Here is a 25,607-nt window from a genome sequence, read left to right on the forward strand (position 1 = left end):
CGCCGCATTTGCCTGACATCCAAAGATGAAAAGGCGCACGAGGGAGCTTGCGCAGCAATGCCAGTCGCCTTGAATCAAACATCGCACTGCACCGCCTCAGGATTTATGAGACTCAAGCCCTTCCCCCTATTGTTTTGCCTACTGTTTATACCGGGCCTTGGCTCTGCCGCCGAGAAGACCGTGTATGGCCTCAATGAATACGCCAAACTGGCCGGCATTGACCTGGAAGTCGCCGCCAAACTCGACACCGGCGCCAAGACCGCCTCCCTGAGTGCCCGCGACATCAAGCGTTTCAAGCGCAACGGTGAATCCTGGGTGCGTTTCTACCTCGCCATCGATACCGCTCACTCCCACCCCATCGAACGTCCTCTGGCCCGCGTCAGCAAGATCAAGCGCCGCGCCGGCGATTACGACCCCGATGAGGACAAAAACTACACCGCCCGTCCAGTGATTGCCCTGGACATCTGCATGGGCACCGCTTTACGCAGCATCGAAGTGAACTTGACTGACCGCAGCGCTTTCCAATACCCGCTGCTGATCGGCTCCGAAGCCTTGAAACGCTTTGATGCGCTGGTCGACCCCAGTCTTAAATACGCGGCGGGCAAACCTGCCTGCGCCACCGACGCTCATACCGCCGAGTAATCCCAATGCGCGCTCTTAATCTGCACCTGAAAATCCTGATCGCTGTCCTGGTGGTGCTGGGCATTTCGATCACGGCCTATCAGATTTTCGTCCTGGGCATCCCGGTGACCGAAGATGCCACCGACGACCTGTGGAACATCGACGCCAAGGTCGAGTTCGTCGCCAACGCCAAGGACCCGGTGAAGATCCAGATGTTCGTGCCGCCCCTGAGCCGCGATTACGTCAGCCTCAATGAAAGCTTCATCTCCAATAACTACGGAGTGAGCGTCAATCGCGTCGACGGCAATCGCAAGGTCACCTGGTCGGCGCGCCGCGCCAAGGGTAACCAAACCCTCTACTACCGCCTGGTGCTAACCAAGCGCTACAGCGGCGAGAAGATCAAGGTCAAGGGCCCGACTTTCCGCGACAGCATCGCCGTCGAGGGCCCGGAAAAAATCGCCGCAGAAGCCCTGCTTGCGCCAATCCGCCAGCACTCGGCGGACGTCGAAACCTTTATCAGCGAAGCCATCAAACGCACCAACAACCTCAGCGACGACAACGTCAAGCTGCTGCTGGCGGGCGACCCCTCGACGCCGCACAAAGCCAAGATTGTCGAACTGCTGCTGTCCATCGCCCACGTGCCGGTGGAAAAGGTCCACACCATCCGCCTCGTCGCCGACCAGCCGCAAACCCCAGAACTGTGGCTGCGCAGCTTCAATGGCAATGACTGGCTGTACTTCAACCCGGACACCGGCGAACAAGGCCTGCCGTCTGACCGCCTGCTGTGGTGGACCGGTGACGAAAACCTGATCACCGTCGACGGCGGCAAGAAGGCCATGGTGACCTTCAGCCTGAACAACAGCGAAATGAACGCCATTCGCCTGGCCAAGCTGACCGACGAAAACACCGACGCCAACTTCCTCGAATACTCGCTCTACGGCCTGCCGCTGCAAACCCAGCAGACCTTCATGATCATGGTGATGATCCCGATTGGCGTGCTGGTGATCCTGATCCTGCGCAACCTGATCGGCCTGCAGACCCTGGGCACGTTTACGCCGGTGCTGATTGCCCTGGCGTTCCGTGAGACGCAGTTGGGCTTCGGCATCGTGTTATTCACCATTATTACCGCGCTGGGCTTATCCCTCAGGTCGTACCTGGAACACTTGAAGCTGCAGATGCTACCGAGGTTGTCGGTGGTGCTGACCTTCGTGGTGGTGCTGATCGCGGCCATCAGCCTGTTCAGCCATAAGCTGGGCCTGGAGCGCGGGCTGTCGGTTGCGCTGTTCCCGATGGTGATCCTGACCATGACCATCGAACGCCTGTCCATTACCTGGGAAGAGCGCGGTGGCGGCCATGCCATGAAAGTAGCGATCGGCACGCTGTTCGCCGCGTCCCTGGCGCACCTGATCATGAGCGTGCCGGAGTTGATCTACTTCGTCTTCACCTTCCCTGCGATCCTGCTGATCCTGGTGGGCTTTATGCTGGCCATGGGTCGTTATCGCGGCTACCGCCTGACCGAACTGGTGCGTTTCAAGGCCTTCATCAAGGCTGACTCGTAATGTTCGGCTTCTGGAAGACCTGGAAGGCCCTGGAAGCGCGGGGCATCATGGGCATCAACCGGCGTAACGCCGACTACGTACTCAAGTACAACAAGCGCAGCCTGTATCCTATCGTCGATGACAAAATCATCACCAAGGAACGGGCCATCGCCGCCGGCATTCATGTGCCGGAGCTATACGGGGTGATCTCCACCGAGAAGGAAATCGACAAGCTCGACGAGATCATCGGCGGGCGCAGCGACTTCGTGATCAAGCCGGCCCAGGGCGCCGGCGGTGACGGCATCCTAGTGATTGCCGACCGCTTTGAAGGCCGTTATCGCACGGTGTCCGGCAAGATCATCAGCCATGAAGAAATCGAACACCAGATTTCCAGCATCCTCACCGGCCTGTATTCCCTGGGCGGCCACCGCGATCGCGCGCTGATCGAATACCGGGTGGTCCCGGACCAAATTTTCAAAAGCATCAGCTACGAAGGCGTGCCGGACATCCGCATCATCGTGCTGATGGGCTACCCGGTGATGGCCATGCTGCGCCTGCCAACCCGTCAGTCCGGCGGCAAGGCCAACCTGCACCAGGGCGCCATCGGCGTCGGCGTAGACTTGGCCACTGGCCTGACCCTGCGCGGTACCTGGCTAAACAACATCATCACCAAACACCCCGACACTACCAACGCGGTGGATGGCGTGCAGTTGCCCAACTGGGACGGCTTCATGAAGCTCGCAGCGGGCTGCTATGAGCTGTGCGGGCTGGGGTATATCGGCGTGGACATGGTGCTGGACCAGGAAAAAGGTCCGTTGATCCTTGAACTCAATGCCCGACCGGGGCTGAATATCCAGATCGCCAACGACTGCGGCCTAACCTTACGTACCCACGCAGTGGAAGCGCGACTGGAAGAGCTGAAGACGGCCGGCGTGACGGAAACGCCGGAAGAACGGGTGAAGTTTGCGCAGGAGATGTTTGGGCATATTCCGGCGGTGGAAGGATAAAGGCAGCTACAAGCGGCAAGCTACGAGCTGCAAGAAAGAGCAGCTGTGTCATTTAACTCGTGGCTTGAAGCTTGGAGCTTGGAGCTACCCCCCAAGGCTGATCCACACAGCATGTTGACCTGTTCCGTACACCCCCTGCCCTACCGAGCCAACCCTGCCGAGTATTTCGCGGCTATTCGACATGCCCCCGGTGCGGTGCTGCTAGACAGTGGCCGGCCGAGTGCCGAGCGTGGTCGCTATGATTTGCTCAGTGCCTGGCCGGAAGCGACATTGGCGGTTTGGCCGGATGAAAGCGGCAGCGATTTCCTGCAACGGCTACGGGAGAACCTGACGCTATTGGGTGAAGCCTCCCTGCCCGCCCCTTATGAACTGCCGTTTGCCGGCGGGCTGATCGGTTACCTCAGCTACGACTTCGGCCGTCACCTAGAACAGCTGCCGCATCAGGCCGTGGATGATCTGCGCCTGCCCGATGCGCGCTTTGGCCTGTATGCCTGGGCATTGATCAGCGACCATCAGGCGCTTACCAGCCAGTTGGTGTTTCACCCCAAACTCAGCGAAGGCGAGCGGCAACGCCTAGCGACGCTATTCAGCCAGCCCGCCGCCAGTGCGCCCGCCACCTTCAAACTGCACGGCGCAATGACCCCGGACCTGACCGCCGAGGCGTACGAACAAGCCCTGGCCCGCATCCAGGACTACATCCAGGCTGGCGACTGCTATCAGGTCAACTTCGCCCAACGCTTTCGCGCGCCTTGCATCGGCGATCCGTGGGTAGCTTATTGCGCTCTGCGCGAAGCCTGTCCAACGCCGTTTTCGGGGTTCCAGAGCCTGCCGGACGATGGCGCGGTACTGAGTTTGTCGCCCGAGCGTTTCGTCAAAGTCAGCGAACGCCAGGTAGAAACCCGGCCGATCAAGGGCACGCGCCCGCGCGGGCTGACACCCAGCGAAGACGCTGCCAACGCCGCCGAACTCCTGGCCAGCGCCAAGGATCGTGCAGAAAACCTGATGATCGTCGATCTGCTGCGCAACGATCTGGGCCGCACCTGCCGCACTGGCTCGGTGAAGGTGCCAGAGTTGTTCAGCCTGGAAAGTTATCCCAACGTTCACCATCTGGTCAGTAGCGTCACCGGCGAATTGGCGATTGATAAAGACGCCCTGGACCTGATCGCCGGCAGCTTCCCCGGCGGCTCGATCACCGGCGCGCCGAAGATTCGCGCGATGCAGATTATTGACGAACTGGAACCGACCCGGCGCGGACTGTACTGCGGCTCATTGTTGTACCTGGACGTGCGCGGGGAGATGGACAGCTCCATCGCCATTCGCAGCTTGCTGGTCAAGGATGGGCAGGTGTGTTGCTGGGGCGGTGGCGGGATTGTCGCCGACTCCGAGTGGCAGGCGGAGTATCAAGAGTCGATAACCAAGGTGCGAGTATTGCTGGAAACCTTGGAAGGGCTGTAACCAAATACCCTGCGGCGAGGGGGCTTGCCCCCTCGCCACAAAAAGCCCCTCGACACAAGATTGAAGCCTACAAAGTTCGTAGGTCTCTTAGCTTCCCGTCACCAGAGAATCACAGGCTCAACGGCCGATTCGACGCCTTGATGAATTCCTGCTTCAAATCCTCAAATGTATGCACCGCCGGAAACTGCGGGAACTCGCGAATCACATTCTCCGGTGCGTGGAACAGGATGCCCTGGTCGGCCTCGCCCAGCATAGTGGTGTCGTTGTAGGAATCCCCGGCAGCAATCACCCGGTAGTACAGGCTCTTGAAAGCCAACACCGACTGACGCTTGGGATCTTTCTGACGCAACTGGTAACTCACCACCCGATCATTCTCGTCGGTAATCAACCGATGGCAGAGCAAGGTCGGAAAGCCCAACTGGCTCATCAGCGGCTGGGAAAACTCATAGAACGTATCCGACAGAATCACCACCTGGAAGCGCTCGCGCAGCCAGGTGACGAAGTCGATGGCGCCATCCAGCGGCTTGAGGGTGGCGATCACTTCCTGGATGTCAGAAAGTTTGAGGCCGTGCTCGTCGAGAATCCGTAGGCGTTGCTTCATCAGCACGTCGTAGTCGGGAATGTCCCGAGTGGTGGCCCGCAGGGATTCAATACCGGTTTTTTCGGCGAAGGCGATCCAGATTTCCGGAACCAGCACCCCTTCCAGGTCGAGACAGGCAATTTCCACAACACACTCCCATTGATATTGTTAAGTTGAGCGAGCAAAAAAAGGACTGCCGAACTCTAGCGATTCATGCTCGCCGCCGCAACGCAGAGCGGATTTTGTTACCATCGCCTCCTATAGAGCGCTCAGCGCCACTGACCTGTAGGAACCGTCCTGATGAACCAAGCCTTCGACGTCGCTGAACTCGCCGCGACTTATGCCAACAAGTCCGCCCAGGACATCCTCAAACTGGCGTTCAGCCAGTTCGGCGACGACTTGTGGATCTCTTTCAGCGGTGCCGAGGACGTGGTGCTGGTAGACATGGCCTGGAAGCTGAACAAAAACGTCAAGGTGTTCAGCCTCGACACCGGCCGTCTGCACCCGGAGACCTACCGGTTTATCGAGCAAGTGCGGGATTTCTACAAAATCGATATCGAATTGATCTCCCCGGACCAAAGCAAGCTGGAACCTTTCGTCAAGGAAAAGGGCCTGTTCAGCTTCTACAAGGACGGCCATGGTGAATGCTGCGGCGTGCGCAAGATCGAACCGCTGCGACGCAAGCTCTCCAGCGTCAGCGCCTGGGCCACCGGCCAGCGCCGCGACCAGAGCCCCGGCACCCGCAGCCAAGTGGCAGCGATGGAAATCGACACGGCCTTCTCCACCCCGGAACGCACCCTGTACAAATTCAACCCGCTGGCACAAATGACCAGCGAGGAGATCTGGGGCTACATCCGCATGCTGGAATTGCCGTACAACAGCCTGCACGAACGCGGCTTTATCAGCATCGGCTGCGAGCCCTGCACCCGCCCGGTGTTGCCGAACCAGCACGAGCGCGAAGGCCGTTGGTGGTGGGAAGAAGCAACCCAGAAGGAATGCGGGCTACATGCGGGGAATATCATCAGCAAGGGGTGAGGTTTAACTCAGTCAAACTGCGCTGAACCGCTGGCCCAATTGCTGTTCGGCAAACTGCTCGATGATGAAGTCGACGAAGGCCCGGGTCTTGCCCGGCAGCAGTTTGTGTTCGCCGTAGTAGAGAGAGATGTTGCCGTCGTCGACGTACCAGTCCGGCAGGACTCGCTGCAACTCGCCGCTGTCGAGGAATGGCACCGCCATCGGCATGCTCACCAAGGCAATGCCAAGGCCTTGGGCGCTGGCGCAGCAGGCGGCTTCGGAGTCACTCATGGTCATTCCCGGCTTGAGCACCAATGGCCGGTGCTCGTGACTGCGACTGGTCAGTTGCCAGGAACGAACTCGCCCGGTTTGTGGCGAGCGGATCAGGATGCCGTTGCACCGTGCCAGGTCCTCGGGCGACAGCACCGGCAGGCGTCGCGCCAGGTAATCCGGTGAGGCCACCAGAACTCGGTGAGCCGGGGTCAATTTGCGCGCGACCACCCCTTGAGGCAGGTCAAAACCACCGCCAATGGCGGCGTCGAAGCCTTGGCCGATCAGGTCCACCTGGCGATTATCGAAATGCCAATCCGGGCTGATATCGGGGAAACGTTTCAGAAACTCCCCCAGCAACGGCATCACATAGCGATTACCGAACACAGTGCCCATGCTGACTTTGAGCGTGCCCACCGGCCGTCCTTCGGCGCTGGCCAGGTTGGCCACGGCGTTTTGGATGGTGGTGAGGCTACTGCTGACCTCCTCCAGAAACAGCTTGCCGGCTTCGGTCAGGGTCAAGCGCCGGGTGCTGCGCTGGAACAAGCGCACACCCAGGCGCGCTTCCAGCTTGGCAACGCTTTTGCCGACGGCAGCCGGGGTCAGGCTCAGGTGCCGAGCGGCTTCGGCAAAGCTGCCACCTTCAGCGCTGCGCACGAAGCATTCGATACTGCCAAAGCTTTCCATATCGTCACATTCTAAACTTTTGGTTTACACAGACTATAGCAATCACGGTCTACCGAGACAGGGTTGTGTGGTCGATACTCGGCGCCAACACCAAGGCAGCCCCGCCTTGAATAATTGGGAGATCGACATGACCACACAAAATCTCAGCGGCAAAGTCGCCTTGATCCAGGGCGGTTCCCGCGGCATCGGTGCCGCCATCGTCAAACGCCTCGCGGCGCAAGGCGCAGCAGTTGCCTTCACCTACGTCAGCTCTGCGGCCAAGGCCCAAGACTTGCAAAACAGCGTGATCAGCGACGGCGGCAAAGCCCTGGCGATACATGCTGACAGCGCCGATGCCGCTGCCATTCGCAATGCGGTCAGCGCTACCGTCGAAGCGTTCGGGCGCCTGGATATCCTGGTGAACAACGCCGGCGTACTGGCAGTGGGGCCACTGGAAGATTTCAAACTGGAAGACTTTGACCAGACCCTAGCCATCAACGTGCGCAGCGTGTTTATCGCCACTCAGGAAGCAGCCAAGCATATGGGCGAAGGTGGCCGCATCATCAACATCGGCAGCACCAACGCCGAGCGCATGCCATTTGCCGGTGGTGGTCCGTATGCCATGAGCAAGGCGGCGCTGGTGGGCTTGACCAAAGGCCTGGCGAGGGACCTGGGGCCTCGGGGGATTACCATCAACAACGTGCAGCCAGGCCCGGTGGATACTGATATGAATCCGGCCAACGGTGATTTTGCCGAGAGCCTGATCGGGCTCATGGCGGTTGGGCGTTATGGCCGCGTAGAAGAGATTGCCAGTTTTGTGGCATATCTGGTGGGGCCGGAAGCTGGGTATATCACTGGCGCGAGTTTGACGATTGACGGTGGGTTCAGTGCTTGATCGGTCTGAAATGCACTCTTTGATCTGACAGAGATCAGATGTGGGAGTTGGCTTGTTGGGTTGGGTTGGGTACATATCCGTTATTTTGGTCAGGGCGACTTGGGGTTACGCCCTTACGGCGTGTCACTTTGAAAAGCCCAAAGTAACCAAAGGCTCTTGCCCCACCACTCGGTGCCTCGCTGTGGCTCGGCATGCCTTCTCTGCGGCATTGCTCCGTGGGCCGCCGCGACGGGCCATCCTTGGCCCAACGCGGCTAAACCGGCGTCCTGCCGGTTTACCCACTGCGCAACACCTGCGTTCAGCCATCGTGGTTTAACGGGGCGCCTAAGATCAAAAGCAAAAGCACGGCGGCCTGGTAGCCGACCTGAGTGGTGAGAAGCAAGAGCGGATCTACTGCCACCTGTAGGAGCGAGCTTGCTCGCGATGGTCGTTAACGATGACACGGGCATCCTGGATGAATGCGGTGCCTGTGAGCCCATCGCAGGCGAGCCAGCCCCCACAGAAAAGCGGATTGGCGCTGGCTTTTGATCTCGCTCTTGATCTGCCTGCCCATAAAACCAGAGGCTGAACACAGGTGTTGTGCAGTGGCTAAACCGGCAAGGATGCCGGTTTAGCCAGGTGGATCAGCGCAACGGCGGCAAGCCGTAAGCCGCAAGGTCGAAGTCCGCCAACTGGCGGATGATCTGGTCGGCGTGGTGGTACTTGCTGTCGGCCATGGCTTCATCCGGCACGGCGATGGCGGTCATGTTCGCGGCTTTGGCGGCGGTGACGCCGAAGGGTGAATCTTCAAACACCAGGCAATTCTCGGGCGCTATGCCCAGACGGCGGGCGGCGGTGAGGAAGATGTCCGGCGCAGGCTTGGCGGCACCAACTTCTGGGTCGTCGGCGGTGACGATGGTGTCGAACAAACTAAACCATTCCTTATGCAGGGTGGTCTTGTGGCCAAAGGAATTGCGCGATGAACTGGTACCCACGGCAATCGGAATGTTGTGGGCCTTCAAGTGCCGCACCAGCGCTTCAGCGCCCGGCATGCCGAGGGCTTTGGGGAAGCGCGCGCTCATCAGCGGCTCGCGGATCACTAGGAATTCTGCGGGTGTAATCGGCAATTCCAGGGCCTTGACCACGTACTCGGCCAGGTCCTGGGCGCCACGCCCGATGATGTGCTGCTTGATACTCCAGTCGTAGGTACGACCGTAGCGTTCGGCGATGATTTGCGTGACTTCGGTGTAGATGCCTTCAGTGTCCAGCAACAACCCGTCCATATCGAAAATCACGGCCTTGATCGGGCCGACAGCAGTACGCGGTGCGTTCATCACAACAGATCCGTTGGCAGGGACGTCGGCGCAGCAGCACGCCGCAGACGTTGAAGACTAAAAGGATTCAGCACAATAACGGCCGGGGTTGCCTGTAAGCAACCGTTAAGGATCTGCGACCAGAAAGGTAGCGGATGCCTGAAGTCACTACCTATCAGCTGGAACGCCAAGGCTCGCTTATCTCAAGCGAGCACAAGCATCAAAACAACGCGGCGCTAATAACGGCGCAAGAGACGGCCGATTATTTGATTTTCTTAACCTGACCTTCATCTTCCATCAACGCGGCAAACTGCTTCCAGCTCAGACGGTGCTTGTTGACACTATTACCCGCAGGCACCCATTCAATATTGCCCTTGCTGATCAGGATCTTCCCAAGCCTTGCGCCGTCAGCCTTGACCTCGACTTCAATATCTTTGCTCAGGACGACTTTCTGGTGAAAATTGACACTAACTTCGTGAGCCATTGCGGCTTCCTTGTCTGATGATTGCTTCAACCACTGCTCGACGAGTAGCGGCCAGCGAACAACAATATCATATTGATATCATTCACTTGCACTCACTTGGTCCATGCCCTGCGTGATCGAATAATTGCACTGCAAACGGAATTCATGATGTTTTATCGCCTAGCCGCCGACAGCCTGGTGCTGTTTCACCTGTTATTTATCCTGTTCGTACTGTTTGGCGCACTGCTGGCCCTCAAGTGGCGCCCCGTCATCTGGCTGCACCTGCCTGCTGCCGCGTGGGGCGTCGCCGTCGAAGTCTTCCACCTGCCCTGCCCGCTGACCAGTTGGGAAAATCTGTTCCGACACCTCGCCGGGCAAGACGGTTATGGCGGCGGTTTTATCGAGCACTACATCCTCACATTGATTTATCCCGCCGGGCTGACCCCGCAGATCCAACTGGGCCTGGGCGCCCTGGTGTTGTTGATCAATATCGCGGTGTATGTGCGGTTGATCAGACGGGTATGTTGATGGTCTGCGTTACCCTTTGACCTTGCTTAAGGGTGGGGCCAAATCCAGTTGTATCGATGCATCAGATAGCGGCTGATGTCTCGGTGTGCTTCTTGGGCAGTCATGTAGCCCACAGTCGGTATCCACTCGGCTTTCAAACTCAGAAACTGACCGTTCGGCTGTTTTGCGCCGTGTATGGTTTGCCAATCTGGGCCTGAGGAGCTATTCATTCTGAGTGGGAGTTACTGTCACTGGGCCAGTATCCTTTTTTGATGTTGTTCGGGGATGGAATAGCTCTTCTTGGGGTCGGGTCTATGCAAAGCATTCGCTCAGTGAGTCGCCGGTTCGGTCGTGTGTACGACATCCTGTGGGTGATCGGTGGGCAGGCCGCGCAAAGCCTGGCCAGCTTTCTTACAGGTCTGGCACTCGGTCGATGGGTTTCGCAGGAGGCACTGGGCGCATATGCCTTGGGTTATACCTTCTGCTTTTTGATTATTTCCCTGGGCGATACGCTGATCGCCACCCCCTACACCTATTTTCGAGCGCGTCAGGAAGGTGAGCAGGCGCAACTGTTTCCGGCGGCCTTGCTGGGTACGCTGTTGCTGGGTCTGGTGGTCGCACTGGGCCTGACGCTGTTTCATGTGCTCGGCACGGGAATACTGGCCGAGCTCTGGCCGGCCTTGCCGGTAGCAGTTTTCTGTTTGGTGCTGCGCGAGTTTCTGCGTCGACATTTCTATGTCATCGGCCGCTCTGTTTCGGCCTTGTTGCTTGACCTGCTCACGGCTGCTGGCCAACTGGTATTGCTGGGCTGGCTGCTGGCCAGCGATCGACTGAACGCCAACAACGTTTTCTGGACCATCGGCGCAGTCTCCGGGATCGCATTTGTTGTGTTCCTGTCGATGGTACAAGAGCGCTTTGTGGCCATTGGTCCGGGAACGCTCTGCAAGAGCTTGCGTGATTTTTTTGGCTATGGCGCCTGGCTGGTGGGTGGCGGACTTTGCCATGTGGCCAGCGTCCAATTGTATCCATGGCTGGCACTGCTGGGTGGCGGGCAAGGCCAGACCGGGCTCTACGCCGCCTGTGTTGCGCTGACCAACCTGATCAACCCGCTGCTCATTGCCCTGACCAATTATTTTCGTCCACGCTTCATTGCGCACTATAAAGAGGCGCAGGGACACGATTTTGTGGCGTATGTGTTCAGGCGTGCGTTGCTATTTCTGATTCCCGCTCTGGTGTTGTTACTTGTGGTCACCTTTGAAGGTGGCACATTGCTGCGTCAGCTGTATGGCGAACCCTTTACCGCAGGTGCTCCCGCGCTGGTATTCCTGGCCCTCGGCCTGTTAGCTGTCGCCTGTGCCGCGCCTGTACAACTGGGCCTTCTGGCCCTTCGCGCTCCGGTCAGTAACGTGTTCTACCATGGCTCCATCCTGCTGGTAGTGGTGGTTTTGGCTTACTTCTGGCGTGACCGACTGTCACTTGTCACCCTGGCCCAGATATACCTTGGTTCAAATGTTGCCGGCCTTTTGATGTTGCTGGGATTGCTGCAATTTTTTAAAAAAAATAACCGTGGTGCGACTGGTGAATCAATAGCGAGCAGCTAGAGTTCAGAAGCGCTGGTGATGGTATTTTGATATTGAAGTGCCGCCCTTTGGTGTGGCAGTCAATGCAGTAGTAAGCGTGGAGACATGCCCCCGTTTGCGCAGTATCCAGAAGGGGCTTATGGCTGGGTCTAAAACGTTGAATTCTTAAACGGTCCTGTGATCGGGGAGATTCGGGTTATGCGCAAAATAGTCATTACAGGCGGGGCGGGCTTTGCTGGGTCGCATATTGTTGATGAGGTGTGTCGGCGCTTTCCGAGTTCGAAGGTAGTGGTCCTCGACAAGATGACGTATGCCGGGGATTTCAGGAATATCTCCCATCACGTTTTTTCCAATCGCGTCCAGTTGCTGGTTGGCGATGTGACAGATCTCGATTTGTGTCGGCGTGTCGTGAAGGGGGCCGATCTGGTCATTCACGCGGCTGCCGAAAGCCATGTCGACAACTCTTTTGGCAACTCCCTGGAGTTTACCCGGACCAATGTCCTTGGGACCCACAGCCTGGTGGAGGCTTGCCGTCAGGAAAAGGTAAAAAAGATCATTCATGTCAGCACCGACGAGGTTTACGGTCAGATCATGAGTGGTGCGGCGAGCGAGGATGAAGTCTTGCGCCCGACCAACCCCTACTCGTCGTCCAAGGCAGCGGCAGAGATGATTCTGCAAGGCTATGTCCAGTCCTATCACGAGCCCATCGTGATCATTCGAGCCAACAACCTCTACGGCATCCGCCAGTTCCCGGAAAAAATCATTCCGCGATTCATCAGCCACCTGTTGACCGAAAGACGTTTGCCCTTGCACGGAAATGGCAGCTATCGACGCCACTACCTCAGTGCCGTGGACTTCGCCGAAGCGGTGGTATTCGTTGCCGAGCACGGTGCGGTGGGCGAGGTCTACAACATCGGCACCACCGAGGAATACACCAACCTGGAGGTAGCCGAGTTGATCAGCAACGCCTTTGGCAAGGACTCGTCCGAGTTGATCGACTTTGTGCCGGATCGTCCTTTCAACGATGGCCGCTACTCGGTCTCATGGGAAAAGCTCCAGGCCATGGGCTGGTCGCCACGGCACAGCCTGCATACAGACATCCCGCTGCTGGTCGATTGGTACCGTAATAATTTCGAGCGCTATTCGGAGTTGTTCGGGCCTGTACTCGTGCGTGAGCGGATGGAGCTTGAGAGCGACACTTTTACTACGGCGCTGGTTGAACAACGACCCAGTCCGTTCGGACCTCTCGATTCCTGATCTTCGTAGGCCATACCCGTAGTTTGCGGGGCTGGGGAGAATGCAATGACAGTATCGGAACCGCTTCTGGGCGTAGCCCAGAAGGAGGGGGACACTTGTGCCCGGGCTCGGGGAAAACCGACGCGACGTTTCGACGCTGCGGCCCTAGATGGTCTTGAGATTTTATTGGTGCGCCTGACCCGGGCCTGTGGCGGGGTTCTGGCAACGTTGCTGCTGGCCAGCCAGTACTGGTTGCTCAACGGTGCTCACTGGTCTGGTGTCTGGCTGGTCGGGCTGGCCCTGGTATGCAGCATGAGTTTGCTGCCGGTACGGGGTTACAAGGGTTTCGCCAAGCATGACGTTCGAGCACTGCGCATCGTCTATGCGGTGCTCGGCAGCGTGCTAGTGACGCTGTTTATCGTGCTGTTCATGTGGGTTGGCAACTTACCGCTGCTCCCGGCGGTGATGTACCTGGAGCTCACCCTGGCACTGGTGCTGTTGTGGCTACTCGCAGGGTGGGTCGTCGATAAACTGACGCGAGGCTGGGATCGCAAGGTGCGTCTGGTGATTGTCGGAGCCGGCGAACAGGGCGTGGCTATTTCGCGCTACATGACCGAGAACGAGTCGGGGATCGAGGTTATCGGGTTCATCGATGATCGCCAGTCCCGGATTGATTGCAGCAACCTGCCGTTTCCAATGCTGGCCGGAGGCACTGCGCAACTTGAGCAATTGCCGGCGGACGTGGATGGGGTCGTCATCGCTCTGCCCAACCAGGCCGGAGACCGAGTCAGCTCGTTGGCCACGCGTCTGCGCGGGCAACTGGGCAATGTCTATCTGGCGCCGGACGAGCCAGTGCTGGGGCACGCTTTCGTCAATCGGCCGACACAGGGTCCGGGCAATATGCTGTTGCTGGGGATGAATCCGCTGCCGATCGAAGCGCGGCTGATCAAGCGTGCTTTCGATATCACCTTCGCTTTTTGTGTGCTGACACTGTTCCTGCCATTGGGTTTGATTATTGCCGTGCTGATCCGTCTCGAGTCGCCCGGGCCAGTGTTGTTTACCCAGAAGCGCTACGGCTTGCGCAATTGCATGTTCGATATCTACAAATTTCGCAGTATGCGTTTTGACGCCGACTCCGCCAGCAAAGCCATCAACCTGACACAACGCACGGATAGTCGGGTCACGCGCGTGGGCAATTTCCTGCGGCGTACCAGCCTCGATGAGTTTCCGCAGTTTATAAATGTATTGCTCGGCCATATGTCGGTCATCGGCCCTCGGCCGCACCCTCCCGGGGTCATGGCCGGCGATCGGACCTATGAAACCGTTATTGTGGATTTCGTCGAGCGTTATAAGGTGCGCCCCGGCATCACCGGCTGGGCCCAGGTCAATGGTCTGCGCGGCAACACGTTTACGGAAGAGTCACTGACCGAACGTTTTGTCTACGACGTGCAGTACATCGAGAACTGGTCGCCGGAACTGGACCTGTGGATCGTGTTCAAGACCATGTTTGGCGGTTTCGGAGGTGCCAATGCATTCTGATGCCCAACAGGCCGTTGCCTCACTGGTCGAGCGCACCAGTATCGTGATTCTGACCCTCAATGCCGCCGAGCACTTGCGCGCATTGTTGCCCGCGCTGGCGGCATTGGAACATGCGCCCCAACGGGTGCTGTTTGTTGACTCGGCGTCGACCGACGAAACCGTCTCGTTGGTGCTGGGTGCCGGTTACAACGTCCAGAGCATCCAGCGCCGTGAGTTCGGGCACGGCAAGACCCGAAATCTGGCGGCGCAGCTATGTGCCGACAGCGACTACCTGGTGTACCTGACGCAGGATGCCTGCCCGCAGGGCAGCGACTGGCTGGCGCAATTACTGCAGCCTTTCGCCGACCCGCAGGTAGCGTTGGCGTATGGCCGTCAGCTGCCGCGTGCCGGGGCCACCGAAGCCGAGCGTTTTGCCCGTGAGTTCAATTACCCGGCCCGCGCAGAGCGAACCACGCTGGCCGACATCGCTCATGCCGGGATCAAGGCGGTGTTCTGCTCCAATTCTTTTGCCGCCTACCGGCGCGAGGCGTTGGAAAAAGTCGGCGGTTTTCCCGAACGCTTGCCCCTGGGCGAAGACATGGCGGTTGCCGCGCGTTTGCTCAAAGGCGGCTACGCACGGGTATACCAACCTGCGGCACGTGCGATTCACAGTCACGACTACAGCATTGTCCAGGAGCTCAAGCGTTATTTCGATATCGGCACTCTGATCGCCATGGACAGCGAACTGAGCCAGGCCCGACTGGCGGCGTCCGGCGAAGGCATGCGTTTTGTCAAAAGCGAGATTGCTGCCGCCTTGCAGCGTAAGCAGCCGCTGGCGGTGGTGCCAATTCTATTGCGAACCGCCGGGAAGTATTTCGGCTACTCACTGGGCGAACGCTATCGCTTGCTGCCGCTCGGCTGGCGGCGCCGGTTGAGCATGCATTCGTTCTTCTGGGATCAGCCATGAGCATCGTCGTCGTTGGCAGCACCAGCCTGATTTCCCGTGCCTTGCAGGAGCGCCCGGAGACCGCAGGCTGGCACTTCATCGGTCACCGCCAGGCGCTGGACGAGGATGCCTGGCCGGACAAGGTGCGCGTGGTGCTCAACCTGGCCTACAACCCGGCATTGCGCAACGGCTACGACCCGGCACTGGATTTCGAGCTGGCCCTGGCCCGGCGCGTGGAGCACTTGCCAGATGTGCACTACATCATGGCCAGCTCGCGGATGGTCTATGGCCCCGCCGACAGCGATGGGCGCTTGCATGAGGAGCGAGTACTCAACCCGGTGAACCCTTATGGCGTAGGCAAGGCGCTCACTGAAAACGCCTTGTCGCAGCTACTCGGGCCGCGGCTGACCATTGTGCGACTGAGCAATATCTTTGGTTACGAGCTGGACGATAGCCGGCGAAATTTTTTCGCCATGGTCTTGCGCAGCTTGTTCATCAGCCAGCGCATCGTGTTCGACATGAGCCCCTTCGTCGAGCGCGACTTCCTCCCGGTGGAGGTGCTGGCACGCTGGCTGGTGCGAGTAATTGAGGCACCGGTGCCGGGCATCTTCAACCTCGGTGCCGGTTTCGGCACGCCGACCGGGCGTATTGCGCAATGGTTACTGGAAGGTTTCGGGGGTGGCGAGTTGCTGATCAACGACATGCGTGAAGTCGACGCGTTCTGGCTGGACATGCAGGCGGCAGAACGCGCGTTCGGTATCACAGGGGCCAAACCGAACTGGCTGAAAACTCATTGTCATGTCCTGGGGGCACGTCTGCGTCAGGAGCACCGACTGTTGAAGGAGAAACGCGGATGAAGTCCCTGACTGTTTCCATCGTCAACTACCGCACTGCTCAGTTGGTGAACGAGTGCATTGATTCGCTCAAGGCGTTCCCCGCGACCCTGGCTCAGACCAGCATCGTAGTGGTCGATAACGCCTCGGGCGATGACAGTGTGGCGCAGATCTCCAGCCGGCACCCGGATGTTCGGCTGATCGCTTCGTCGCAGAATCTGGGGTTTGGAGGCGGTAACAACCTCGTACTCCGGGGCCTTCAGAGTCACTACGTGTTGCTGCTCAACAGCGACGCACAGGTTGAGGTCGGCACGCTCGACAGCCTGCTGCGGGTGCTCGAAGCGCAACCTGAAGTCGGTGCGGTGAGTGCCCGGGTAGTTAATGCCAGCGACGGTGCCGACCAGGACTTCCCGTGCCGCTTCCCGACACTGCCGGAAATGTTTCGGCGGTTGTATGGCGGTCCGCAGTTTCCAGCCTGTGGCCAGGAAGCACCGCTGGAACTGGAGCGTCTGCACGGCGCCTGCATGATGATACGAGGCGAACTGTTGGGCAGCGTCGGCCTGTTCGATGAAGGCTTCTTCATGTACGACGAAGATGTCGACTGGTGTGTGCGGGCACGAAACCAGGGCTGGCGCTTGCTGTTGGTGCCCGCAAGTCGTGTGTTGCACCACGGTGGCAGTTCGTCCGGGCGCGCGCCTAGTGGTCATCGCCCTGGCGCCCTGAGCGAAACCGCATTGCGCATGCGCTATGAGCTGCGTCGCAGTCGCTATCGCCTGTACCGCAAACACCGTTCGGCAGGAGAGGTGCTGGTCCTGAAACTGCTGACCGATACGGTCATGTTGCTGGCCAGCGTTCGAGCCCTGCTGGTCGGTTTACTGCGACCTGGACGGCGCGACGAGGCCTTGGCGCTGCTGCGGGCCAACGTGCGTGTCATCTCGATCAACCCGTTTCGCATCGAGGTGCCATTGCATGGCGTCTGAACCCTTGGCCCCATTGGGAATACATGAGCGCGTGCAGGCCCCCGGGGTGATTTTGGCCGTTGTCCTAGGTTTGGCGGTATCGCTGCTGACGGTGTATATGCCGCTCGCCGGCATCGGAGCCTCGCTGGCAATCGGCGCGAGCCTGCTCTTGAGCAAACAGCCCAAGTTGCTGTTGCTGGCGTTCGTGATCAGCCTGGCGATTCCGATCCAGAAAACCCTCGGCGGTATTCCGCTGAATGCTGCCGATGCCATCATCGTGGTCTGGTGCGCACTCTGGCTATTCATGCTGCAACGCCAGGATGGCCCGCGACTGGGGCGCATCCAGGTGCCTTTTCTGATCTGGGCGATCTTGCCTTTCGTGGTCGCGGTGTTTCTCGCCCAACTAGGTTCGACCAACCCTGGATCGAGCATCAAGCAATCGCTGCGCGTTGTTGAATGGTTTGTGGTGCTGCCGGTGTTGCTGATGGTGTTTCGTCCGGCCGAGCACTTCTGGCGTTTCATCGCCATGACCCTGATTTGCGTATCGAGTTTTTTTGCCATCGACGGGCTGGTGGAGGCCGCCACTAATGGCCACACCATCACCGGCATGCTTGGTATTCCGGTGCCTGGGCCCACTGGAGATGAACCGCAGATACGCCATACCTTCGACGTGTCGGGCCGTGCCGGCAGCTCATTCGGTGGCGCTCAGGGCCTGGCCATGTACCTGGTGATGATGATGAACATTGCCATTGCCCATTTGCTTTGCTCGCGCACGACTTATCTGCGCTGGCTGTCGTTGATCGGCATCGGTATCAGTATTGCCGGATTGATCGCCGCCGATTCGCGCGGCGGTCTGCTCGGGGGGGTGGGATCGTTGCTGGCGATCGGCCTGGTGCTGCGCCCAGGCCTGTGGAAACCGCTGTTGCTGATCGCCATTGTCGCGTTGGTTGCCTTGCCGCTCGGACTGGGGCTGTGGCCCAGTTGGGATGGCACGATCACCGGCCTGATTCCCGGCCGTGCGGACGCGGTGAACGATCGCTTGATCATCTGGAGCGTGGCCCGCGATGTCTGGTTCGACAACCCATTGTTCGGGGTTGGCCTGGGTAATTTCCGCGACGAGTTCTTCACCCGCGGCGTGACGCTGAATGTCGAGCTGGGCTATCAGTCGCTGCACGCTCATAACACTTACATGGAAATCCTCGTCGACACAGGGTTGATCGGACTGCTCAGTTATCTGTCGTTCATTGTCGTTGTGTTGCGCCAGTTGCTGCGTCGCTGGCGGCGCGGCGGGCAGGAGTCGGCGGATATATTTGCCCTCGCCGCAGTCGGCACCCTGACGGCCTACTGCATGTTCGCCATGGTCGACATGCTACTGCTGCAAAACATGCATTTCACCCTGGTGTTGCTATTAACGCTTGGCCTGACCGATTCGTCGTCACCTGCCCTGGGCCTGACCGCGCGCAATGTCGCTGAGGTGAAAGCATGAGAGTCCTTTTACTGGTGCAAGAGTTATCCATCGGCGGGCTACCCAACTATGCCCTGGACCTGGCCCGGGCGTTGATTGCTTGCGGTGACCAGGTTGTGCTCGCGCATCAAGGCGTGTCGGTGCCGGCGCATTTGGATAGTCAGGGTGTCGAGATCATCTCGCTGGCGGGTGCCGGGTCTGCGTTTGCGGCAGTGGAGCAACTACGTGCCTGGAGCCCGGATGTGATCCATGTGCATCTGTGCAGCGATGTCGCCTTGCTCGAAGCATTGGTCTCAAGCGGGCTGGCGTTGGTGCGCTCCTTTCATGACTACACCTCCATGTGCCTGCGCCGCGGTCGGCGGCGTTTTGCGGGGGACCGTTGCGCGCGTGCGCTCGGTTGGTCGTGTGCATTGTACGGCTGCGTGATAGGCCCACCGTCGGCCGGTGGGCGTGTTCCACGGCTGATGGACCTGCCAGGCAAGCTCCACGAACGTACGCTTTATCAGGGGTTCGATGCCGCGGTTGTGGGCAGTCAGCATATGCGACGAGTCTTGCTCAGCAATGGCTTTGCTGCCGAGCGTTTGTCCGTGGTGCCGTATTTCAGCCGCTTCGATCACGTCGCGCAAGGCGAGCCGGCCTATGGCAAGGCCCCGGGGCTGGCAACCGGAGATCGCCCGGTGCGGTTGCTGTTTACCGGCCAAGCGGTCAAGGGCAAGGGGCTCGAGGTGCTGATTCGTGCACTCGCGCGGGTGCACGGCAATTGGCGGTTGACGGCGATCACCAGTGGTCCGCGGTTGTTGCCGGCCAAGGTGTTGGCCGATCGCCATGGCCTGAGCGAGAGAATCGAGTTCATCGAGTGGCTGACACCGCAAAAGCTGGCTGCGTACTACCGGGATGCCGATCTGTTCGTTTTACCTTCCGTGTGGGACGACCCTGGTCCCTTGGTGGGTATTGAGGCCATGTCGTTCGAGACACCGGTACTGGCGTTCCCGGTAGGGGGCATTCCCGACTACGTCCAGGACGGTGAAACCGGGCTGCTGGCAGCACAGGTCAGTGCCAGGGCGCTTGCGACAGGACTGCAGCGAGCCCTGGACAACCCGAGCGACTTAACCCGACTCGGGCGTGCGGCACGCGTTCACGTTGTTCGTGCGCATAGCCGCGATGGCCATATCGACACACTGCGTCGCCTTTACCTGAGTTGCAGCAAGCGTGTCGCTGCGCAATCAGAGCAATTGATCACATTGCAGGAGCTTGGTTGATGAAGACATTCTTCAAAAGACGGGTGCGTCCATGAACGCCGTACTGCGGCAGTTTGCCGGCTTTTACAGCAAAGCCATCGCACGCTGGGAGGTGCAGCGTGGCGAGTTGCTCAGCGTTCAACGCCTGCGCGGCTTCGCGGTGCTGATGGTACTGGTCTATCACGCAGAAGACATTGCCCGCAAGCTGCCGGCGCTGGCGGACTTTCACAGTACCTATGCCTTGCGCTTCGGCTACTCGGCACCCGATATGTTCTTCGTCATCAGTGGTTTCATCATGACCTACGTGACGGTCAATAGCCGGTTTCAGCCAAAACGCTGGTTGCTCGGCCGGTTTTTCCGAATCGTGCCGATGTATTTTCTCTTCACATGCCTGGTCATGCTGCTCTGGCTGTACAACCCGCAGATGACCATGGGCTCGGGCAGCCATGACTGGGCGAGTGTTATCCAATCCTTGTTGATGCTGCCCCAGGCCGACCTCCCATTACTGTTCATTGGCTGGACGCTCGAGCATGAACTAGTGTTCTACACGATAGTGTTCCTGGTGGCATGTTTCCTGAAGATGGACGCGTTGTTCTGGGTGATGCTCGCACTTTCGGTGCTCGCGCTGGGTAAATGGACACTGATTCACTACACAGGGATCGAGCTTTGGGACTATCACCTGTTCTCCCTCTACATCATTCAATTCACCCTCGGTGTCTGGGTCTTTCGCATTCGCGAACGGGCCAGCAGCTGGGGCGTCATGCTGCCTGCAGTGGTCGGGTGTGCACTGCTGATGATCGGCGGGATGTTCGCTGAGTCGGGGCTGATCAATCACGAGCAACCCGTGCGGGTCCTGGCCTTCGGCGGAGCCTACGCGGCGTTCCTGCTGGCGGGATTGAACTGGGAGCTGAAGAACCGCAGCGCCGGCATCGTGCCGCAACGACGCGACGCGATGGTGCTGATTGGTGACGCGTCCTATGCGATCTACCTGACCCACCCATTCGTACTGGCCAGCTACGGCAAGTTGTTCCTGATGGTGAGCGTTTCACCGCTCGCCAGTGTCGGCCTGGCGGTGTTGGCGGGTATCTCGACGATCGTAGTGGGATATGCGGTGCACGTCTTGCTGGAAAAACCTGTGATCGAGATAGGCAAGCGATTAACCCGGGCCTTTGCCTGAGCACTGAAGGAAGGACCTATTCATGAATGCAATCAGTCGTCCAATTGTGTTGACGCCGGATATCGAAGATGCCCGGCTGACACTCCCCATGCAGGATTTGATGGCCCGGGTGTTACGTGATGCGCAGTCGCACACTTTGACCCAATTGATGATCGTTGGTGTCACCCGCAAGGTCGGTGCGTCCTTTATCACCCGGCAGGCAGCCAGCCAGCTGTCGATGGCGTTCGGCAGTGTGCTGGTGATTGAGGTCAGCGCCACTGCCGATGAAGCGGAAATGCTCGCGGGTGATATCGGTCGGTTGCGTGTGCCGGATCATTCGGCGGTGCAGATAAATCTGTCGACCAGCAGTTGCCTGAAACTTTTCGGTCTGGGAGGGAGCACCTCTCATGGCTCGTTGAGTGAGCGCCTGCATGAACATTTCGATCTGGTGCTGTGGGACATGCCATCGCCGACTTTCGCACCCGTCGCGATCGTCGCCGCCAAGAGCATGAACGGCATCATCCTGGTTGCGCAGGCCAACAAAACCCGGCACCAGGCAGCCAGTTATGTCAGTCAACGTCTTCAGGAAAGCGGCGGCAAGATACTCGGGGTTGTGCTTAACCGTACGCTCAATTTCATTCCCGGCTGGCTTTATCGCTGGCTTTGAGCAGGCAGGCACGGCATCCGCTATTCACCAGGGGAGTAATAAAAATAAATGGCGATCATGGAATGGTTGGGGACAGGCAAAAGGGTGCTCGCATCGCTGTTGGTGCTGGGTGGGTTGTTAACCGGCTGCTCGACGATTGAAACGCAACAAATGCCAAGTGCCGACGGCTTGCCGCTATTGGGCGCCGACGGGATCGTGCCGGGGTTGCAATACCGGATTCGTCCGGGGGACGACCTGGATATCAAGTTTTACGTTGCCAAGGACTACAACGAGCAGGTGCCGGTTCGTCCGGATGGCTATATCACCATGCAGCGGGTCGATGACATCAAGGCCGCTGGGCTGACGCCCAATGAGCTGCGCGAAGAGATAAGACGTCGCTATCTGGGCCTCGTCAACGATCCCAGCGTCTCGGTGATCGTCAAATCCTTCAAGGGCTTTCGCGCCTACATCGGTGGCGAAGTGGCGGTACCGCAGGTGGTACCCATGGACGGTGGCATCACGGTCATGCAGGCCATTTATCGTGCCGGTGGTTTCCGCCCGACAGCGCACCCACAATCGATCGTACTCATTCGCAAGATGCCGGACGGGCGCCCAGTGCCTTATCACCTGGACCTGAGTGACCAGGCGATCGCGCAGGGCAAATCCGACCTGGGCGTGGCGCTCAGTCCTTACGACGTGATCTACGTGCCGCGTTCGCCAATCGCCAATGCCAACCTGTGGGTTCAGCAATACGTCACCGACCTGGTGCTGTTCAAAGGCATACAGTTCGGTTTCTCGGTCAATCGCAACTACAACAAGGGCGATTCTTCCGATGGCTCCTTCTGATCGAAGCGGGTGGCGTCAGTGCCTGGTGCTGATAGTGCTGTTGGGCGCAATGCTGGCGCAGTTGGCCCAGGCAGCCGCACCCGTGCTGGGGATCAACGCGATGTGGGGCAGTGGTGACCCGGAGCAACTGCGCGAGCGCTTCAAGAAAGCCAAAAGCCTGGGCGTCACCCACGTGCGGATCGACTGGGAGTGGCGCCTGGCAGAGCCGCAGCGCGGCACGTATCAGTGGGACAAGCTCGACAACCTGGTACGGGTAGCTTCCGAGGAAGGCATTGAGTTATTGCCCATCGTTCACTACGCCCCGACCTGGGCTCTGGTTGACAAGACCAAGGCTGGGGATGTTTTCGAGTTGGCGCCGAGCGAGGACGCCTACCAGGACTTCGGTCGTTTCGTCAGTGCCTGCATCGAACGTTATGGCCCTGGTGGCAACGCCCCACAAGGGTTGAAGCCCATCGGCTATTGGCAGATATGGAACGAGCCCAACGTCAAACAGTTCTGGGGGCCGGAGCCTGACGCCGATGCGTTTGTAGCGATGATGCAGGTGGTCAATAAGGAAACCGAACGGCTGCGAGATCGGGTCAAGATTGTCCATGCCGGTATCTCGCGAGCCGACATCGAGTACCTGTGGGAGCTCTGGGATAACGACAAGGATTACGGCAGAACCTTCGACATCCTTGCCGTGCATCCGTATGTCTTCGACATGAAGGAAGGTGTTCGCGAGCCGGATGCCATGGACAAGGACGAGTCGAAACCTGCGGCCATGGGCTTTATCGGCAGCACCGACGATCCGGCCTTTCTCGGCAAGGTATTCAACCTGCAGTTGTTCATGAATCTCAAGGGCGCAAAGGACAAGCCGATCTGGATCACCGAAGAAGGCTACGTAGTAGCCGATCATAAACTCGGCGTCACTGAAGCCGAGCAGGCCAGGCGGATGGTCGCGACCCTGGATTACATCAACCAGCACCTCACTCAAGTACCCTTCGGCGAGGGCAATCAAGCGTTGCCGGCTAATGTTCAGCGGGTGTACTGGTTCTCCCTGGAAGACTACCCGTCACCCGATGGGCTGGGCAATTTCGGACTGTTCCGTGCCGACGGCAGCGAACGTCCTGCCGCTGAAATCTTTCGTCATTTGAAACAATAAGAGGCTGTGGCCATGACCATACGGGACGTGCTCAATATTCTGTTCAAACGGCGTTATGTAGTGCTCGGGTTTTTCCTGGCAGCACTGGTCGGCGGCTTTGCCGGGCTGAAACTGTTTCCGGCGACTTATGAGTCGACCGCGCGTCTGCTGGTACGCATTGGTCAGGAAGATCTCTATGTGCCGACACTGAGCAGCACCCAGTTCCGCGCCCCGATGATGTCTGTGGTGCGTGAGGAGCAACTTCACTCCGAATCGGGCATCCTCACCAGCGAGAACCTCTCCGCACAGGTTGTCGATGAGGTCACGCCGCAAAAACTGTTCCCCGGCATTGATGTCGAGCATCCCTGGTATACGCCCAAGGGTGTGGTCCAGGGCCTGACCCAGATGTACAGCGCGATTGAAGGCTACTTCTTTCCACAGTCGGCCGACCGCAGCCTGCGTAGCCGGGCAGTGAGCCGGATGCAGAACGATCTCTCGGCGGAGCCGGTGAAAAGCTCCAATATCATCGAGGTGAGCTTGCGTAACAAGTCAGCAGAGGCGGCTGCGCTTGGGGTCAACACCTTGGTCAAACGCTATCTGGTGGAGCGAGTTCGCATCTACCAGCGTGAGAAAACCAGCTTTATTTCCAGCCAGCTGGATGAACTGGAGTCGCAGATCAAGACGACCGAGCGTGGCCTGGGCAGCTTGCGCAGCGAAAGGCAGGTGGTCGATGTCGATTTGCAGCGCAACATGCAAATAGACAAACTCAAGGATGCACGCAAGAACATCGATACCACCCAAGTGATGATCGACCAGACCGAGCGCCAGAACGAGGTGCTGCGCCAGCAATTGAACAATGTACCGCGCACCACCGAACTCACTGGGGCGCAGAGCTCGAACAGTTTTGCCCTGAGCGAGTTGAGCAAGCAACTCACCGACCTCAAGCGCACGGAAGCCGAAACCATTTCCCGGCTCTCGGCAAACGATCCAAAAATTGTCCCGCTGCGTCAGGAAATTGCCGTGGTCGAGCAGCAAATCAGTTCGCAGAAGGGGCAGCGCTATGCCTCTTCCGAGCGCGGCATCAACCCTCTCAACGCTCGGTTACGCGATGACCTGATGCGCAATGAGTCCGCTCTGGCCGGTTACCGTCAGGCCCTGGCGACCCTGACCCAGCAGGAGAAACTGGATATCGAGCGGCTCAACGAACTCAATGGGATCGAAGCGCAATTCAAAGAGATGGAGCAGAAGCTTGGTGTGTTGCGCGACAGTCGCAAGTTGTACCTGGAACGGTTTGAGGAGACCCGCTTTCTCAGTCAACAAGCCGAAGCCCAGATCGGTAACGTTTCGGTGGTCAATTGGGCCTCGGTGAACAATCGCCCGGTCAGCCCCAAGCTCTGGCTGGTACTGGTCGGAGTGCTATTGGGTGGTCTGCTCGGTGGCATTGGCCTGGCTTTCGTTTTCGAAATCTTGGATGACAGCCTGAAATCCGAGTCCGATGTGCAGCGATATCTCGGCTTGACGGTGATCGCCAAGGTGCCGCAACTAGGTTGACACGGTTGTGCACGAACGCCCCGTTGTCCCTCGGGTCACGGGGCGTTTTGCCCGCTAGGTGTTGATGACGCCGAGGACCGTTAACGGCTTCGCTCACAAAAAAATGCTCCCACTCCTAGCTTCGATGCGGGGGCATTTTTTATATAAGTGGCGTTATTCGCATTCAGCGTTCTATCTATCTTCAACTGGCGAAATCGACCAAAAA

24 protein-coding genes are annotated in these 25,607 nt (G+C 58.8%); 20 read left to right on the forward strand and 4 right to left on the reverse strand.

Translation table 11 applies throughout. From position 1 onward, the window contains the following. Positions 1–105 precede the first annotated feature (105 nt). The 4 genes from FQ182_RS07195 to pabB all read left to right on the forward strand — a co-directional run bounded on the left by FQ182_RS07195 (position 106) and on the right by pabB (position 4,621). Positions 106–642, forward strand: a complete 537-nt coding sequence (locus FQ182_RS07195; protein ID WP_149412046.1) for an ATP-dependent zinc protease — start codon at positions 106–108, stop codon at positions 640–642. A gap of 5 nt (positions 643–647) precedes the next feature. Next, positions 648–2,180 carry an inactive transglutaminase family protein gene (locus tag FQ182_RS07200; protein WP_149412047.1) on the forward strand — a complete coding sequence of 511 codons (1,533 nt, stop codon included), beginning with the start codon at positions 648–650 and terminating at the stop codon, positions 2,178–2,180. Next, positions 2,180–3,166, forward strand: coding sequence for an alpha-L-glutamate ligase-like protein (locus tag FQ182_RS07205; RefSeq protein WP_149412048.1), 987 nt, complete (start codon positions 2,180–2,182; stop codon positions 3,164–3,166). The genes FQ182_RS07200 and FQ182_RS07205 overlap by 1 nt, the downstream gene beginning before the upstream one ends. 111 nt (positions 3,167–3,277) lie before the next feature. Continuing rightward, positions 3,278–4,621, forward strand: coding sequence for an aminodeoxychorismate synthase component I (pabB, locus tag FQ182_RS07210; protein WP_149412049.1), 1,344 nt, complete (start codon positions 3,278–3,280; stop codon positions 4,619–4,621). 109 nt (positions 4,622–4,730) lie between these two features. On the opposite strand, the gene thrH is transcribed toward pabB, so the two are convergent. After that, positions 4,731–5,348 carry a bifunctional phosphoserine phosphatase/homoserine phosphotransferase ThrH gene (gene thrH / locus FQ182_RS07215; protein WP_149412050.1) on the reverse strand — a complete coding sequence of 206 codons (618 nt, stop codon included), beginning with the start codon at positions 5,346–5,348 and terminating at the stop codon, positions 4,731–4,733. 153 nt (positions 5,349–5,501) lie between these two features. Between thrH and FQ182_RS07220 the strand changes: the two genes are divergently transcribed. Further along, the gene (locus FQ182_RS07220) at positions 5,502–6,236 is read left to right on the forward strand and encodes a phosphoadenylyl-sulfate reductase (RefSeq protein ID WP_149412051.1); all 735 of its coding nucleotides are present in this window, start codon (positions 5,502–5,504) and stop codon (positions 6,234–6,236) included. A 12-nt stretch (positions 6,237–6,248) separates the two neighbouring features. On the opposite strand, the gene FQ182_RS07225 is transcribed toward FQ182_RS07220, so the two are convergent. Continuing rightward, positions 6,249–7,172 (reverse strand): LysR family transcriptional regulator, encoded by a 924-nt coding sequence (locus FQ182_RS07225; RefSeq protein ID WP_149412052.1) that lies wholly within the window; start codon positions 7,170–7,172, stop codon positions 6,249–6,251. A gap of 127 nt (positions 7,173–7,299) precedes the next feature. On the opposite strand from FQ182_RS07225, the gene FQ182_RS07230 reads away from it, so the two are divergent. After that, a complete protein-coding gene (locus FQ182_RS07230) occupies positions 7,300–8,046 on the forward strand; it encodes a 3-oxoacyl-ACP reductase family protein (protein ID WP_149412053.1) in 747 nt (248 codons plus the stop codon). 623 nt (positions 8,047–8,669) lie between these two features. Here the strand turns inward: FQ182_RS07230 and FQ182_RS07240 are convergent. Both FQ182_RS07240 and FQ182_RS07245 read right to left on the reverse strand, forming a co-directional pair. Beyond that, positions 8,670–9,359: an HAD-IA family hydrolase gene (locus FQ182_RS07240; RefSeq protein WP_149412054.1), complete on the reverse strand. Its 690-nt coding sequence runs from the start codon at positions 9,357–9,359 to the stop codon at positions 8,670–8,672. A gap of 241 nt (positions 9,360–9,600) precedes the next feature. Beyond that, on the reverse strand, positions 9,601–9,822 hold the full coding sequence (locus FQ182_RS07245; RefSeq protein WP_149412055.1) for a hypothetical protein: 222 nt from the start codon (positions 9,820–9,822) through the stop codon (positions 9,601–9,603). A 147-nt stretch (positions 9,823–9,969) separates the two neighbouring features. On the opposite strand from FQ182_RS07245, the gene FQ182_RS07250 reads away from it, so the two are divergent. From FQ182_RS07250 to FQ182_RS07320, 14 genes are all read left to right on the forward strand, one after another. Then, positions 9,970–10,329: a DUF2784 domain-containing protein gene (locus FQ182_RS07250; protein ID WP_149412056.1), complete on the forward strand. Its 360-nt coding sequence runs from the start codon at positions 9,970–9,972 to the stop codon at positions 10,327–10,329. 293 nt (positions 10,330–10,622) lie between these two features. After that, on the forward strand, positions 10,623–11,909 hold the full coding sequence (locus FQ182_RS07260) for a lipopolysaccharide biosynthesis protein (protein WP_149412057.1): 1,287 nt from the start codon (positions 10,623–10,625) through the stop codon (positions 11,907–11,909). Between the two features lie 177 nt (positions 11,910–12,086). Beyond that, positions 12,087–13,145 (forward strand): GDP-mannose 4,6-dehydratase, encoded by a 1,059-nt coding sequence (locus FQ182_RS07265; protein ID WP_149412058.1) that lies wholly within the window; start codon positions 12,087–12,089, stop codon positions 13,143–13,145. 45 nt (positions 13,146–13,190) lie between these two features. Then, positions 13,191–14,663 carry an exopolysaccharide biosynthesis polyprenyl glycosylphosphotransferase gene (locus tag FQ182_RS07270; protein ID WP_149412059.1) on the forward strand — a complete coding sequence of 491 codons (1,473 nt, stop codon included), beginning with the start codon at positions 13,191–13,193 and terminating at the stop codon, positions 14,661–14,663. After that, positions 14,653–15,609: a glycosyltransferase family 2 protein gene (locus tag FQ182_RS07275; RefSeq protein WP_149412060.1), complete on the forward strand. Its 957-nt coding sequence runs from the start codon at positions 14,653–14,655 to the stop codon at positions 15,607–15,609. Before FQ182_RS07270 ends, FQ182_RS07275 begins: the two co-directional genes overlap by 11 nt. Then, on the forward strand, positions 15,606–16,445 hold the full coding sequence (locus FQ182_RS07280; protein ID WP_149412061.1) for an NAD(P)-dependent oxidoreductase: 840 nt from the start codon (positions 15,606–15,608) through the stop codon (positions 16,443–16,445). The genes FQ182_RS07275 and FQ182_RS07280 overlap by 4 nt, the downstream gene beginning before the upstream one ends. Then, positions 16,442–17,401 carry a glycosyltransferase family 2 protein gene (locus FQ182_RS07285; RefSeq protein WP_149412062.1) on the forward strand — a complete coding sequence of 320 codons (960 nt, stop codon included), beginning with the start codon at positions 16,442–16,444 and terminating at the stop codon, positions 17,399–17,401. Before FQ182_RS07280 ends, FQ182_RS07285 begins: the two co-directional genes overlap by 4 nt. Then, on the forward strand, positions 17,391–18,866 hold the full coding sequence (locus tag FQ182_RS07290; RefSeq protein WP_149412063.1) for an O-antigen ligase: 1,476 nt from the start codon (positions 17,391–17,393) through the stop codon (positions 18,864–18,866). The genes FQ182_RS07285 and FQ182_RS07290 overlap by 11 nt, the downstream gene beginning before the upstream one ends. Then, positions 18,863–20,104 carry a glycosyltransferase family 4 protein gene (locus FQ182_RS07295; RefSeq protein ID WP_149412064.1) on the forward strand — a complete coding sequence of 414 codons (1,242 nt, stop codon included), beginning with the start codon at positions 18,863–18,865 and terminating at the stop codon, positions 20,102–20,104. Before FQ182_RS07290 ends, FQ182_RS07295 begins: the two co-directional genes overlap by 4 nt. Before the next feature lie 31 nt (positions 20,105–20,135). Beyond that, complete coding sequence (locus FQ182_RS07300) at positions 20,136–21,260, forward strand: acyltransferase (RefSeq protein ID WP_149412065.1); 1,125 nt, start codon at positions 20,136–20,138, stop codon at positions 21,258–21,260. Positions 21,261–21,282: 22 nt separating this feature from the next. Continuing rightward, the gene (locus FQ182_RS07305; protein ID WP_149412066.1) at positions 21,283–21,906 is read left to right on the forward strand and encodes a hypothetical protein; all 624 of its coding nucleotides are present in this window, start codon (positions 21,283–21,285) and stop codon (positions 21,904–21,906) included. Between the two features lie 84 nt (positions 21,907–21,990). Further along, positions 21,991–22,731: a polysaccharide biosynthesis/export family protein gene (locus FQ182_RS07310; protein WP_178114404.1), complete on the forward strand. Its 741-nt coding sequence runs from the start codon at positions 21,991–21,993 to the stop codon at positions 22,729–22,731. Beyond that, entirely contained in the window at positions 22,718–23,872 is a 1,155-nt protein-coding gene (locus FQ182_RS07315; protein WP_178114405.1) for a beta-galactosidase, read from the forward strand. The genes FQ182_RS07310 and FQ182_RS07315 overlap by 14 nt, the downstream gene beginning before the upstream one ends. 12 nt (positions 23,873–23,884) lie before the next feature. Further along, a complete protein-coding gene (locus tag FQ182_RS07320; protein ID WP_149412069.1) occupies positions 23,885–25,402 on the forward strand; it encodes a GNVR domain-containing protein in 1,518 nt (505 codons plus the stop codon). Positions 25,403–25,607: the final 205 nt, after the last annotated feature.

It is taken from the genome of Pseudomonas sp. ANT_H4, from assembly GCF_008369295.1.
Lineage (GTDB): Bacteria > Pseudomonadota > Gammaproteobacteria > Pseudomonadales > Pseudomonadaceae > Aquipseudomonas.